Here is a 14,864-nt window from a genome sequence, read left to right on the forward strand (position 1 = left end):
AACTATTAATTTTTTTCGTTTTCTAGTAATTGTTCTAAAGCAACAAAATCAGGAACTAGAACTTGCCTAGCTTTGCTTCCTTCAAAAGGTCCCACAATACCAGCAGCTTCTAGTTGATCTATTATTCTACCAGCTCTATTGTATCCTAATTTTAATTTACGTTGCAATAAAGATGCCGAACCTTGTTGTGCTGTAACAATAACTTCGGCAGCACTTTTAAACAATTTATCCCTGTCTTCAATGTCTATATCAACATTTGTGCCACCTTCTTCACCTACATATTCAGGTAGTAAATGGGCATCAGGATATGCACGCTGTGAGCCAATAAAGTCTGTTATTTTTTCAACTTCAGGCGTATCAACAAAAGCACACTGAATTCGGTTTAAGTCATTTCCTGCGGTATATAATAAATCTCCACGACCAATTAATTGATCTGCTCCACCAGCATCTAAAATTGTTCTAGAATCTATTTTAGAAGTTACTCTAAACGCTATTCTTGCAGGGAAATTTGCTTTAATAATACCTGTAATTACATTTACAGAAGGTCTTTGTGTAGCCACAATTAAATGAATTCCTATGGCACGTGCTAATTGTGCTAAACGAGCAATTGGTGTTTCTACCTCCTTACCAGCAGTCATAATTAAATCAGCAAATTCATCAATTACCAAAACGATATATGGTAAAAATTGATGTCCGTCATTCGGATTTAACTTACGTGCTTTAAATTTCGTATTGTATTCTTTAATATTACGAACCATGGCGTTCTTAAGCAAGTCGTAACGGTTGTCCATCTCTATACATAAAGAGTTCAATGTGTTTACAACTTTGGCAGTGTCTGTAATAATAGCCTCTTCACTATCAGGTAATTTAGCCAAATAATGACGTTCAATTTTATTAAACAATGTTAATTCTACTTTCTTCGGATCTACTAAAACAAACTTAACCTCTGCAGGGTGTTTTTTGTACAATAAAGAAGTTAAAACAGCATTTAAACCAACTGACTTTCCTTGACCTGTTGCACCTGCCATTAACAAGTGTGGCATTTTAGCTAAATCGACAACAAAGGTTTCATTAGAAATTGTTTTACCCAAAGCAATAGGAAGCTCCATTTGAGATTCTTGAAATTTCTTTGATGCAATAACAGAATGCATAGAAACAATCGTCGATTTTTTATTCGGCACCTCAATACCAATAGTCCCTTTACCAGGAATAGGAGCGATGATACGAATACCTAAAGCAGAAAGAGATAAGGCAATATCATCTTCTAAATTCTTTATTTTCGAAATTCGAATACCGGCTTCAGGAACAATTTCATATAATGTAATTGTTGGCCCTACAGTTGCTTTAATTTGTTCAATACCAATTTTATAGTTCTTAAGTGTTTCTACAATTCGGTTTTTGTTAGCCTCAAGTTCTTCCGGATCTATAGAAATAGTTTCGTTATATTCTTTTAATAAATTAAAGGTTGGGAATTTGAAGTTTCCTAAATCTAATGTAGGATCAAATTCACCAAAATCTTTAACTAATTTATCAGATAAGTTTTCAGCAACACTTTTTTCTTCAGAATTTTGTTCAATAGCAATCTCAATCTCTTTTTTTGTTTCTTCGGATACTTTTACTGAAGGTTCACTTTTTAAAGCTACATTTAAAGTAATTTCTTCCTCTTTTGGTTCCGTAGCAGTTTTTACACCCGAATGTTTAGATATAGTAGGTTGCAAGTTTTCTACAGATAATTCAAATCCAGACTTTGGTTCTGTAGCTTTCGCTTTAAGAGGTTCTTTAACAATATCTTGATTAACGATTGCTGTATCTACTATTTTATTTTCTTTAGCAGCTTTTACTTTCTCACTTATTTTTTCAGGAGTTATGCTAAAACGAATAATTAAATAAGCAATCAAAAAGAAAAATAATAAAATGCTTAACCCTGTTTTTCCTAAAAATGTTTGTAAGTATTCATTTAATTCAAAACCAATAACACCAGATAAAAGGGCATTTTTTTTCTCAACAAAACCTAATGATATAGATAACCAAAGCATTATTAATAAACCCCAATTCCATGAAATTATGATTCTTTTTAAATTGGTTTGAAGTAAGATTCTTGCTCCCGTTAAAAATAGCGTAACAGGTATAATAAAAGCACCTAAACCAAAGCCCTTATAAATAAAGAAGTTGCTTAGTTTAGCTCCTATTTTACCTAATAGATTTTTAGTAGGAATTGCTTTATTAGAGAACTGTGATAAAGCACTTTGATCTTCTTGCCAAGAGAAGAAAAAAGAGATAAATGCAACAGTTAAAAATATTGAAAAAAGCACCAAAAAAGCACCTAAAATAGTTTGGTTGTGTTTGTTAGAAAAAAAGGAATATACTTTTTTTAACGAATTACTTTTAGGTTGTTTCTTTTGAGTGGTTGTCTTTTTTTTTGCCATGTATTTAGGTTAGAAATAAATTGAACGTTACAAGATAGCTATTATTTTAGGAAGATAAATTATACCTGCAATAATCAATGAGGTAAAGGCTGCAAAAGCGGGTGCGCCAGCTGCAATATCTTTTATAAAACCTATTTTTTCATGATAATCAGGATGCACAAAATCAGCTACTTTTTCAACAGCAGTATTTAAAGCTTCTGCTACTAAAACCATTCCGATAACTAAAGTTTGAAGCATCCATTCATTCATAGAAATGTTAAAACAAAAACCTAAAACAGTAGCAATAAAGCCAAAAAAAAGTTGTGCTTTAATACTATCTTCAGTAGTAATTAATAACCACATTCCTTTTAAAGCAAAGGTCATACTACGCAACCTTCCTTTAATAAAACCGTCATTAGGATTTTTCATAAAATATTATAAAGCTTTTAAAGCTGTTTCGTAATTTGGTTCATCAACAACCTCACTTACTTGTTCTGTATATACAACGTTTCCTTCTTCGTTAATTATAACAATACAACGAGAGTGTAAGTTTGCTAAAGGACCATTTGTAATTTCTAAACCATAGTCTTTACCAAATTTTCCAGTAGCAAAATCAGATAACATAATTACGTTTTCAATTCCTTCAGCGCCACAAAAACGACCTTGTGCAAAAGGTAAATCTCTAGAAATACATAAAACTTTTGTATTGTCTAAACCTGCAACTTTTTTATTGAATTCTCTAACAGATGCAGCACATGTACCTGTATCTACACTAGGAAAAATATTTAAAATTAATCTGCTACCTGAAAAATCAGCTAATTTTTTAATTGATAAATCGGTTGCAACTAAAGAAAAGTCAGTTGCTTTACTACCGTTTTCTGGTAAATTACCGGTTGTGTTTATTGAATTCCCTTTTAGTGTTATTGTCGCCATTTTCTGTTTATTTTATAAAAATCAAAGGTAATTAAATTAATTAAAAAATGAAGAAGATAAAGATAGCGGACTGTTAAAAAAGTTATCTTCGCATTTTGAAATACAATACCTTTTGAACTTACAACAATACACATCAGAATTTAAATACAACCTAAAGCTTGCAGCCCCAGTAATGTTAGGAATGTTAGGGCATACTTTTGTAAGTTTTGTAGATAATATTATGGTAGGGCAATTAGGAACGGCCGAGTTAGCAGCTGTTTCTTTAGGAAACAGTTTTATGTTTATTGCTATGTCTTTAGGAATCGGATTTTCTACAGCAATTACACCACTAATTGCAGAAGCAGATTCTTCTAACAATTTTAAAGAAGCAAAAGCTACCTTCAAACACGGTTTGTTTTTATGTACCACTATAGGTATTTTAATGTTTCTATTGGTTTTCTTATCAAAACCTTTAATGTATTTAATGAAACAACCTGTTGAAGTTGTTGAATTAGCAATTCCGTATTTAGATTTGGTTGCTTTTTCTTTAATTCCGATGATTGTTTTTCAGGCATTCAAACAATTTAGTGATGGTTTGTCTATGACACGTTACCCAATGTATGCTACAATTTTAGCGAATGTTATAAATGTAGTTTTAAATTACTTGTTGATTTTCGGGAAATTCGGCTTTCCAGAAATGGGAATTGTAGGTGCTGCATACGGAACCTTGTTATCTAGATTTGTAATGGTATTTCACCTTTGGTGGATTTTAAAAAAGAAAAGAACGCTCGAAGCTATTGGTAACTAATATCAAATTATTTGTACTCGATAAATTAATACTTCGTAAAATAATAAACTTAGGAGCACCAAGTGCTATGCAAATGTTTTTTGAAGTAGCTATTTTTACAGCAGCCATTTGGTTAAGCGGATTGTTAGGTAAAAATGCTCAAGCAGCAAATCAAATAGCCTTAAATTTGTCTTCAATGACATTTATGGTCGCTATGGGATTAGGAGTTGCCTCTATGATTAGAGTAGGAAATCAAAAAGGATTAAAAAACTTTATAGCCCTTAGAAGAATCGCCTTTTCTATCTTTTTGTTAGGAATTATATTAGCAATAGGTTTCGCAACCATTTTTTACCTATTTCACAAATCGCTACCTAATTTATATGTAGATTTAAGTGATGCTGAAAACTATGCGGATAATATGGAAGTAATGAAGATTGCAGCAAATTTATTAATTGCGGCAGCTATTTTTCAAATATCAGATAGTATTCAGGTTGTAATATTAGGAGCATTAAGAGGGTTACAAGATGTTAAAATACCAACAATAATTACTTTTATATCGTATTGGATTGTAGGTTTTCCTATCAGTTATTTTTTAGGAACTGAAGAAACTTATGGTAGTTTTGGTATTTGGTTAGGTTTATTAGCAGGTTTAACAACAGCATCTGTTTTACTTTTTATTAGATTTAACAGATTAACTTTAAAATTGATTGAAAGAAACTCCGTTATTGGGGATAAATAAAATATAAATAATACGTTTTTTATGAATTTACCTAAATTTTTATTAGCAGATAATAGTAATCATCCAGAAGATATTTTTGTCTTGCATACAGAATTTCCACGTTTTTTAATCAATTTAAAAGATGATGAAGTAGAATGGTTTGAAGATTTAACAGGGGAAACAGAAGAGGATATTACTACCGAATTAGCCGGTTTAATGGATAAGGCAGGAGAGTTTTATGATAAAGAAATGGAAGGCTTAGAGTAAGTTTCTTTCTAAAAACTTATTCTCCAATATAGATTGCTTGCTCAATCTAATTTTAAAAGATTTAGCAAGCAATTTTTTTGTAATCAGGTTAAGACGAAATAATTAAAGGTTAATAAAATTATAATCAATTTTTTCTTCTGTAAAATTTAGTTTTAAATAATTTGGGGTTTTATTATCATCTTTCAAGTCATCTACGACAATGTGAGTTGTATTACCCAAAATAGCAGTATTTTTCTTGTGGTCATGACCGGTAGCTACCACATCTACACGATGTCTTATAAATAAGTCTAATAAAACTTGCACCTCTTCACCTATAAGTGGTAAATTAGATTTTGAATCTAAGCGAAATAGACTGTTATGAGTAAATACATTACAGTATCTGTAATCTTTTCTTTTCGCTTCTAAAAGTTTTTTAAACCATTTAAGTTGTTTGTCACCTAAAGTTCCTCCACCAGTATCTAAACAAATAAAAAGATCGCTTGCAGCTGGAGTATTTACAACAAAGTAATAAGACGATGAGCCAAATAAAGAATAAAAACTTTTCCAACCATCATAATATAAGTCATGATTTCCTGCAATAGGATAGTACATTAGCAAATCTTTTGAAGGAATGTGTTCTGCAAAAAAATCATAATCATCTTTACGCCCAGATGTTAAATCGCCTAATAATACAGCAGCGGTGGCTTCCTTATCTATTGCTTCTTTAAAGAAAGCATCTATACCTTTTATTCCGCCAATATGAGAATCTCCCATTAAATGTAGCGCATACGTGTTTTTATCTAAATTTAATTCAGAATACCCAAACTGCTCATTCCAGTTAAGAGATTGCTCAAAACGTTTATTTGCATCTTCGTAAGAGGTGAAAAAACCACGGAATTCATTATCATCACAAGACAATAGAGAGAATAATAGACAAAGTAATAATATTTTTATTTTCATATTTTCCATTTTATACCTCCTCTAAAAAAATAACCAAAATGATTAGCACTGATATTAAAAATACCCGAACGCCTATACCATGAGTCAAGATATAAAGTTAGATTAGGTTTTAGTTTATACTTCATTTGTAAATTAATACGAGGATGAACTAATTGATCAATTGCATAATAATCAAAATTAGTAACAGAGAAACCAACATTCCAATCACTATCATGAGTTTTAAGGAAAGCAGTAACTAAGTACATTACGATATAATTTTCATGTAATTTGCTATTCGATTTATCAATGTTATATTCTTTTCTGGCTTTTGCATTTATTGCATACGTTTTAAAATTTGTACCAATTTCAAAAAGGATATGTTTAAATTTTCTTGTTTCTAATCGTATTCCGTAATTGGTTTCATACATTAAATCTGAAAATCTATTTAGCATAAAAAAACCTTTAACGCCAAAAGAAAAGTTTTTTATTAAAAATTTTCTAGAACCTATGATATCAATCCCGGTAAGTGTGTTTGGATTACTACTCATTAAGTCAAATTGTATTCCAGTTTCAATATTATATTTTTTATACTGATAATTACCTCTATAGGCATTTTTTATATATACACCTTCTGATACATTATTTTCACCAATATCTATAAAAGGATTCGAGTTCTAATTGTGCATTCATACTATTAATGATAATTATGATTATCAATGTTGTTAGTGAATGTTTTAATTTACTCTTTTTATTGTATTGTATTTTTTTTGTGTTCCAAGTATTTTTATACATTGTAATCATAATTAGTGAAACCTCGCTAATAATATAGTAAGTATATTTTAAGAATTTGTTAAGTTTAACAAATATTTCATAGATTTTTTTTAGTAATAGAATCATGTATTTGATTTCCTCGAATTAATATATTAGTAAATTTAGTTAAGGTTAATAGTTTATGTTTTTTTTTAACTTTTGAATAATTTTATTTTTGTTTGATGATAACTTTAGTGGTATAGATGGTTTTAATTCATCAAAAAAATGAATTCGCAAAGTCCGCTTATTTTTAATAATAAATTAAGATAAGATTACCTATTTTTTAGCACGTTCTACCAATTCTAACTGTTCTAGTTTTGCTTTGGTTGTAAATAAACCATAATTGATAAAAACAGTTTTCTTTTCAATTTTATCAATTGTTCCAACAGAGTTTCCATCAATTAATCTAACGCGGTCATTTACACAGTAAACGTAAGCAGCTTTTTCGATTGCTATTTTTTTAGCTTCTTCTTTCTTTTCAGCTCTAACTTTTACTACTTTTTGAAGCACTTCTTTTTCTACTTTTTTTATAGCTTCTTGTTGCTTCTGAGTAGTAATTTTATCTTGTTTTTTTTCTAATTTTGTTAACTTTTTAAGTGGTGCTTTTTTTATGCGTTTTGTGTTTTCTGCAGCAACCCATTTAAAAAACTCGGTAGATAATTCCTTTTTATTGTTGGTTTGAAAATACTTATTAAGTAATTCGTTTGTCTTTCTTCCCAAGGTAAGCATTCGTTGATTGTTATCGTACAACTCTTGAAAACCAGAAAGTTTGCTTTGTATTTTTTGCTCTTTTTCCTGTAAACTGTCAATATGTTCTTGTCCTTTAGATTTTTGTTTAACCAAACTGTCGGAAGTTTTTTGTAAACGATTGCGTTCTTTCTGAAGCTTAGAAATAGTTTTATCCAGTCTAATTTTCTCAGTTTCTACTCTTTTTTTAGCTCTGTTGATTAAGCTGTACGGAATTCCGTTTTTCTGAGCAACTTCAAAAGTAAAAGAACTACCTGCTTGTCCTATAAATAATTTATATAAAGGCTCTAAAGTACGTTCATCAAACTGCATGTTTGCATTAGTAATATTATCTAGTTCGTTAGCCAAAACCTTTAAATTAGCATAATGCGTTGTAATAATTCCGAATGCTTTTCTTTCGTAAAATTCTTCTAAGAAAATTTCCGCCAAGGCACCTCCTAATTCAGGATCAGAACCAGTACCAAATTCATCAATTAAAAACAATGTGTTATCGTCGCATTTTTTCAAAAATGAACGCATATTTTTTAAGCGATAACTATAAGTACTTAGTTGATTTTCTATGGATTGATTATCTCCAATATCCGTTAATATAGTGTTGAATAACGTAGTTTCACTTCGCTCGTGAACAGGAATCAATAATCCGCTTTGTAGCATCAACTGTAATAAACCAATTGTTTTTAAAGTGATACTTTTTCCACCAGCATTGGGACCCGAAATAACAATAATTTGTTGTTTCTCATCTAACTGAATAGTTTGAGGAAATGTTTTTTTATTCTGATCTTTATTCTTTTTCCATAACACAGGGTGATAAGCATCTTTAAAAAGAATCTTTTTCTCTTTGGTAATTTTAGGCAATAATCCGTTAATGCTTTTCGCATATTTTGCTTTAGCAGCAACCGTATCTAAATGTGTTAAAAAGACAATATATTCCTTTAGTAAAGGTGTAAAAGGATGAATTTTACTAGCTAAGGCTCTTAATATTTTAACAACCTCTTGCTTTTCTTCATAAATTAAATTTTGTAATTCTCTACTATAAGCCAAGGTAGCTTGTGGCGCTATATAAACAATGTTACCCGATTTAGAAGCACCTAATAAACTACCTTTTATTTTGCGACGATGCATTGCTGTAACAGCTAAAACACGCTGATTATCTATAATAGTTTCTTTAATATCATCTAAATAACCATTGGCTATATTTCTACTTAAAGCATGTGTAAAACTTTCAGATATTTTTCCGCGAACGTTATTAATATCTTTACGTATTTGCTTTAAAGCAGGCGAAGCGTTATCTGCAACTTTACCATAAGAGGTAATTATTTCTTTTATACTATCAGAAACGAAAGTAGTAAGTTCTATTTGATCACTTAGCTTAAATAAAGTAGGGTAGTAGGTTTTAAATTTTATTAAAAACTTTTTCATTTCGTTTACAGTTTCTGTAACTGTTGCAACTCTTAAAAAAGCTTCTGTTTCTAAAAAACTATTTTCTATGGCTAATCGTTTAGTTTCTTCTGTAATATCTTCAAAAAAGTGATTAGGAAGTCTGTTCTCGTTTTCAAAAGAAGACAAATATTCGTTTACTAAATTTAATTCGAAAAATAATTTTCTTTTGTTTGATATTGGCTGAACAACAAGTGTTTTTTCTTTACCTAAATTTGTAATACAATGTTCTGCAACTTGTTCTAAAACGGTTGTGAATTCTAAATCTTGAAGTGTCTTTTCTGAAATGTTTTTAGTCAAAATAGTATATTTGAAACGGATACAAAAATAACAAACAATGCAACTAAATATTAGTGATAGCTGGAAAAATATTTTACAAACTGAGTTTGAAAAGCCATATTTTAAAAAATTAACTAGTTTTGTTGATAATCAATATGATAATCACATCTGTTTCCCGTATAAAGAAGCTGTTTTTGCAGCTTTTAATTATTGTTCTTTTGATGATTTAAAGGTTGTAATTATAGGACAAGATCCATATCATGGAAAGGGGCAGGCAAACGGATTGTGTTTTTCTGTTAAAGACGGAATTAAGCATCCGCCGTCATTAAAGAATATTTTTAAAGAAGTAGAAACTGATGTTGGTATTCCGTCTGCTGTTTCTGGAGATTTGTCTCGCTGGGCTACACAAGGGGTTTTGTTACTAAATGCTACTTTAACGGTAAGAGAAGGTGAGGCAGGAAGTCATCAGCAACAAGGCTGGGAAGAGTTTACCGATGTTGTTATTAGAAAAATATCCGAAGAAAAAGAAAATGTTGTGTTTTTACTTTGGGGAAAATTTGCAGAAAAAAAGGAGGCGTTATTAACTTAGAAAAGCATACAATTTTTAAAGCTCCACATCCATCGCCATTAGGAGCTTGGCGAGGTTGGTTTGGTAGTGGTCATTTCTCTAAAACAAATGATTTTCTGAGGAGCAAGGATTGCAATGAAATAAAATGGTAAAAGAAAAAGCTTGGTAATTTAATTACCAAGCTTTTTTATTATAAAATTAAGACTGCTTATTTGTTATATAACACCCAAGTTCCTTTTTCTAATAAAGGTATTGCTTGTTTATATTTAACATCTTTTTCTTCGCCAGACATTACATTTTTAATAGTAACTTTTTCGTTACGACCAATTTTTGGTTGCTCACGAACTACAGTTTCAATAACTTGTTCTTCTTGAGTTTGCTGATTACGAGCTCTGTTCATTGCTTGCTGAGAAGAGTTTTGAACCTCGTCTTTATGAGTATCTAATTGTTCTCTTTTTTGTTCAGTAGCTTCTGATACTTGTGATGCATCTTGACTTGGCAACTGACCTTTAAATAAGAAAGATAAAACCTCTTTGTTAATCTTGTCAACAGTTGCTTGGAATAATTCGAAAGCTTCAAACTTATAAACTAATAAAGGATCTTTTTGTTCATACGTAGCGTTCTGAACGGTTTGCTTTAACTCATCCATTTTACGTAAGTGATCTTTCCAGTTTTCATCAATAATAGATAGCGTAATATTTTTTTCGAAATCGTTTACTAATGATTTTCCTTCAGATTCGTAAGCTTCTTTTAAGTTGGTTACAACTTGTAATGTTTTTACACCATCAGTAAAAGGAACCACAATACGTTCGTAACGATCACCTTCTGTTTCAAAAACATTTTTAATTACCGGGAAAGCATTATCTGCATGTCTTTCTGTATCATTTTTATAATGAGCAGAAACAATAACATATAATTTATCTGTTAACTCTTCTTCAGTTAGTTTATTAAATTCTTCTTCAGAGAAAGGAGAGGTCATTGATGAAAAACGAATTAATTCGAACTCGAAGTTCTTATAATCACTATTCATTTTGTTTTGCTTTACAATTGAGCTACAAGTATCATAAATCATATTTGCAATATCAATCTGTAAACGCTGACCATCTAATGCATGACGACGGCGTTTGTAAACAAACTCACGTTGTGCATTCATAATATCATCATACTCAAGTAAACGCTTACGAATACCAAAGTTATTTTCTTCTACTTTCTTTTGCGCTCTTTCAATAGATTTAGAAATCATAGAATGCTGAATTACTTCACCTTCTTTTAAGCCCATTCTATCCATCATTTTAGCAATTCTATCAGAACCAAATAAACGCATTAAGTTGTCATCTAAAGCAACATAAAACTGTGTAGAACCAACATCACCTTGACGCCCTGCACGACCACGTAACTGACGGTCTACACGACGAGAATCATGACGCTCTGTACCAACAATTGCCAAACCACCAGCTTCTTTTACTTCTTTTGATAATTTAATATCGGTACCACGACCTGCCATGTTTGTTGCGATGGTTACTACACCAGCATTACCTGCTTCGGCAACAACATCAGCTTCACGTTTATGTAATTTTGCATTTAATATGTTATGCGGAATCTTACGCATTTGTAACATTCTACCTAATAATTCCGATATTTCTACAGAAGTTGTTCCGATAAGAACTGGGCGACCTTGGTTTGATAATTGTACAACATCATCAATAACAGCGTTGTATTTTTCGCGCGTAGTTTTGTAAACTAAATCTTCTTTATCATCTCTTTGAATAGGTCTGTTTGTTGGAATCTCTACAACATCTAATTTATAGATTTCCCAAAACTCACCAGCTTCTGTAATCGCGGTACCTGTCATACCAGATAACTTGCGATACATTCTAAAGTAGTTTTGTAAAGTAACGGTTGCAAAGGTTTGTGTTGCATCTTCGATATTTACATTTTCTTTAGCTTCTAATGCTTGGTGTAATCCGTCAGAGTAACGACGACCGTCCATAATACGACCGGTTTGCTCATCAACAATCATTACTTTATTGTCCATTACAACATATTCAACATCTTTTTCAAAAACAGTATATGCTTTTAAAAGCTGATTCATTGTGTGTATACGTTCGCTTTTTACGCTAAAATCGCGATATAATTCTTCTTTTTTATTCGCTTTGGCTTCAGGAGAATCGTCACTATTATCAATTTGACCAACAATAACACTGATGTCTGGTAAAACAAAAAATGTATCGTTAGTTGTTTTTTCTGACAAATGAGCAATACCTCTATCCGTTAAATCAATTTGATTATTTTTTTCTTCTACAGTAAACCATAATTCAGTATCAACCTCTGGCATCAACTTATTATTGTCTTGCATATAAAAGTTTTCTGTTTTTTGAAGAATTTGCTTGATTCCTTCTTGTGATAAAAACTTAATTAATGCTTTGTTTTTAGGAAGACCACGGTAAACTCTTAATAATAAAAAACCACCATCTTTTGTGTTTCCTTCTTTTAGCAATGCTTTAGCTTCTGCTAAAACACCAACTAAATATTTATTTTGTAGTGAAACTAAATCGGCTACTAATGGTTTTAATTCGTTAAATTCATGACGATCACCTTGTGGCACAGGACCAGAAATAATTAAGGGTGTACGAGCATCATCAACTAAAACAGAATCTACTTCATCAATAATTGCGTAGTTAGGTGCTCTTTGTACTAAATCGTTTTTAGAGCTAGCCATATTATCACGTAAGTAATCGAAACCAAACTCATTGTTGGTACCGTATGTAATATCGGCATTATAAGCTTTTCTACGTTCTTCTGAATTAGGTTGGTGAAAGTCGATACAATCGGTGCTTAAACCATGAAATTCGAAAATTGGCGCCATCCAAGCACGGTCACGTTTTGCTAAGTAATCATTTACAGTTACTACATGCACACCGTTACCTGTTAAGGCATTTAAGAACACAGGTAGGGTAGATACAAGTGTTTTACCTTCACCAGTCATCATTTCTGCAATTTTACCATTGTGTAAAACAGATCCACCAATTAATTGCACGTCGTAATGAATCATGTCCCAAGTAACTTCTTTACCTGCAGCATCCCATGAGCTTGCCCAATAAGCTTTGTCGTTATCTAAAGTAATATGTTCTCTAGTGGCAGATAATTCTCTGTCGAAAGCAGTTGCTGCTACCTCTAGTTTATCATTATTAGTAAAACGCTTAGCAGTTTCTTTAACTACAGCAAAAGCTTCTGCCATAATATCTAATAAAACAGCTTCAGATGTTTGGTAAGATTCGTCTTTTAATTTATCAACTTCAGTATATATTTCTTCCTGACGATCAATATCAGCAGTTAAAGCTTCTTCTTCTAACGTTGCTATCGTTTCAGTAAAAGATTTTGTAGCTTCTTTTATCTTCGATTTAAATTCGATTGTTTTTGCTCGTAACTCATCGTTAGATAAATTATTTAATGAATTTTCGAAAGATAGTACTTTCTCAACAATCGGTTGTAGAGATTTTAGGTCTTTTTGTTGTTTATCACCAACAAAAAGTTTTAGAATCGAATTTAAAACGCTCATTTGTAAAATATTGTTTTATAGCTAGTTAACTTTTGGTTAATAGCGTTAATTATATAGTTGTGTTTATGCTTAAAAGTAAGCAAAAAAAAAGCCTCTTATATTAGAGACTTTTTGTGATTGTATTTTTAGTATTCGTCTTCGTTCCAAAGATAATCTTCTTCAGTCGGATAGTCTGGCCAAATTTCAATTATCGAATCGTATGAATCTCCTTCATCTTCAATATCTTGTAAATTTTCAACGACTTCTAAAGGCGCTCCAGTACGAATAGCGTAATCAATTAGTTCGTCTTTAGTTGCAGGCCAAGGTGCATCTGCTAAATATGATGCTAGTTCAAGTGTCCAATACATTTATTTGTCTTTTTAGTAAGATTCTCGCAAAAATAATTTTTTTTTGGAGAAAGTCAAGTTTTTTTAAAAAAATGTGAAATCAATAAAAAAAGAACTTAGTTACAGTTTTTCAGGAATCCATTTAACCTCCTCTGCGTTTAAGTCTTGGGACAACTTTCGTGCCAGTACAAAAAGGTAGTCAGAAAGTCGGTTTAAATACATTAAAACAGCACTGTTAATTTCTTCTTCTTCATTTAAAGCTACTGATAAGCGCTCTGCTCTTCTACAAACACAACGTGCTATGTGACAGAATGACACAGTTTCGTGTCCTCCTGGTAAAATAAAATGAGTCATTTGCGGTAAGCTCTTGTTCATGAAATCCATCTGATCTTCTAAAAACTGAATAGAAGCAGCTGTTATTTTATGTATATTTAAACGCTCTTTACCATTTTTTAAGGTTTCTTTTTCTGGCGGAGTTGCAAGCATTGCACCAAGTGTAAATAATTCACTTTGAATTTTAGAAAGTGAGTTTCTTAATAAGTCATCTGTATTTTTGTCTCTTATTAAACCTATATATGAATTTAATTCATCTACAGTACCATAGCTTTCAATTCGTAAATGGTGTTTAGGAACTCTAGTTCCACCAAAAAGAGCTGTAGTTCCTTTATCGCCAGTTTTAGTATATATTTTCATTATGCTTTTTATTATTGTTTTGGTAAAGTTAGTTTTTCTAAAATATATTTAGGGCAACGCATTGGTTTTTTTGTATTCATATTTATAAAAGCTAAAATAGTGTTGCCAGTGCAAATTAATTGATTGTCTTGATTGGTAATTTCGTAGTCAAATTCTATTTTAACAGAAGGTGTTTTTTTTATAACAGTTGTAATTGTTATTTGATCGTCATATACGGCTGATTTTTTAAAATTACAGGATAATGAAATAACTGGCAGCATTACCCCATTTTTTTCCATATATTTGTATGTAACACCTGTAGAACGCAGTAGTTCTGTGCGGCCGATCTCGAAGTATTGTGCGTAATTACCGTGATATACCACTCCCATTTGGTCAGTCTCTGAATATCGAACACGGATTGTAGTTTTGTTTTTTAACAAATTATATTTTGTTTTTAAG

General features: G+C 31.2%; 11 protein-coding genes and 2 pseudogenes. 3 read left to right on the forward strand and 10 right to left on the reverse strand.

Annotated features, from left to right (window positions below; all coding sequences use genetic code 11):
* Positions 1-5: 5 nt before the first annotated feature.
* From RRF68_RS01170 to tpx, 3 genes are read right to left on the reverse strand one after another with little or no spacing between them, the layout of a single operon-like run.
* Complete coding sequence (locus RRF68_RS01170; protein WP_315944712.1) at positions 6-2,426, reverse strand: DNA translocase FtsK; 2,421 nt, start codon at positions 2,424-2,426, stop codon at positions 6-8.
* A gap of 27 nt (positions 2,427-2,453) precedes the next feature.
* Positions 2,454-2,834 (reverse strand): diacylglycerol kinase family protein, encoded by a 381-nt coding sequence (locus RRF68_RS01175; RefSeq protein ID WP_275316084.1) that lies wholly within the window; start codon positions 2,832-2,834, stop codon positions 2,454-2,456.
* Between the two features lie 6 nt (positions 2,835-2,840).
* Complete coding sequence (gene tpx, locus RRF68_RS01180) at positions 2,841-3,338, reverse strand: thiol peroxidase (protein WP_315944713.1); 498 nt, start codon at positions 3,336-3,338, stop codon at positions 2,841-2,843.
* Between the two features lie 172 nt (positions 3,339-3,510).
* On the opposite strand from tpx, the pseudogene RRF68_RS01185 reads away from it, so the two are divergent.
* Together RRF68_RS01185 and RRF68_RS01190 are read left to right on the forward strand one after the other, a co-directional pair.
* Positions 3,511-4,843, forward strand: a pseudogene (locus tag RRF68_RS01185) (MATE family efflux transporter).
* A 21-nt stretch (positions 4,844-4,864) separates the two neighbouring features.
* Positions 4,865-5,089, forward strand: a complete 225-nt coding sequence (locus RRF68_RS01190) for a hypothetical protein (RefSeq protein WP_218772832.1) — start codon at positions 4,865-4,867, stop codon at positions 5,087-5,089.
* Positions 5,090-5,191: 102 nt separating this feature from the next.
* On the opposite strand, the gene RRF68_RS01195 is transcribed toward RRF68_RS01190, so the two are convergent.
* The 3 genes from RRF68_RS01195 to RRF68_RS01205 all read right to left on the reverse strand — a co-directional run bounded on the left by RRF68_RS01195 (position 5,192) and on the right by RRF68_RS01205 (position 9,301).
* Entirely contained in the window at positions 5,192-6,028 is an 837-nt protein-coding gene (locus RRF68_RS01195) for a metallophosphoesterase (protein WP_315944714.1), read from the reverse strand.
* The gene (locus RRF68_RS01200; RefSeq protein ID WP_315944715.1) at positions 6,025-6,555 is read right to left on the reverse strand and encodes a hypothetical protein; all 531 of its coding nucleotides are present in this window, start codon (positions 6,553-6,555) and stop codon (positions 6,025-6,027) included. The genes RRF68_RS01195 and RRF68_RS01200 overlap by 4 nt, the downstream gene beginning before the upstream one ends.
* A gap of 538 nt (positions 6,556-7,093) precedes the next feature.
* The gene (locus tag RRF68_RS01205) at positions 7,094-9,301 is read right to left on the reverse strand and encodes an endonuclease MutS2 (protein ID WP_315944716.1); all 2,208 of its coding nucleotides are present in this window, start codon (positions 9,299-9,301) and stop codon (positions 7,094-7,096) included.
* Between the two features lie 37 nt (positions 9,302-9,338).
* Here RRF68_RS01205 and ung point away from each other — a divergent pair.
* Positions 9,339-10,000: pseudogene (gene ung / locus RRF68_RS01210) on the forward strand (uracil-DNA glycosylase).
* A 56-nt stretch (positions 10,001-10,056) separates the two neighbouring features.
* Here ung and secA read toward each other — a convergent pair.
* From secA to RRF68_RS01230, 4 genes are all read right to left on the reverse strand, one after another.
* A complete protein-coding gene (gene secA / locus RRF68_RS01215) occupies positions 10,057-13,407 on the reverse strand; it encodes a preprotein translocase subunit SecA (RefSeq protein ID WP_315944717.1) in 3,351 nt (1,116 codons plus the stop codon).
* Positions 13,408-13,532: 125 nt separating this feature from the next.
* The gene (locus tag RRF68_RS01220) at positions 13,533-13,754 is read right to left on the reverse strand and encodes a DUF2795 domain-containing protein (RefSeq protein WP_028889331.1); all 222 of its coding nucleotides are present in this window, start codon (positions 13,752-13,754) and stop codon (positions 13,533-13,535) included.
* A gap of 99 nt (positions 13,755-13,853) precedes the next feature.
* Complete coding sequence (locus RRF68_RS01225; RefSeq protein WP_218772825.1) at positions 13,854-14,426, reverse strand: cob(I)yrinic acid a,c-diamide adenosyltransferase; 573 nt, start codon at positions 14,424-14,426, stop codon at positions 13,854-13,856.
* 11 nt (positions 14,427-14,437) lie between these two features.
* The gene (locus RRF68_RS01230) at positions 14,438-14,845 is read right to left on the reverse strand and encodes an acyl-CoA thioesterase (protein WP_218772824.1); all 408 of its coding nucleotides are present in this window, start codon (positions 14,843-14,845) and stop codon (positions 14,438-14,440) included.
* Positions 14,846-14,864 lie beyond the last annotated feature (19 nt).

The sequence above is a fragment of the Tenacibaculum sp. HL-MS23 genome, assembly GCF_032463465.1.
In the GTDB taxonomy this organism is placed as follows: Bacteria; Bacteroidota; Bacteroidia; order Flavobacteriales; family Flavobacteriaceae; genus Polaribacter; species Polaribacter bernardetii.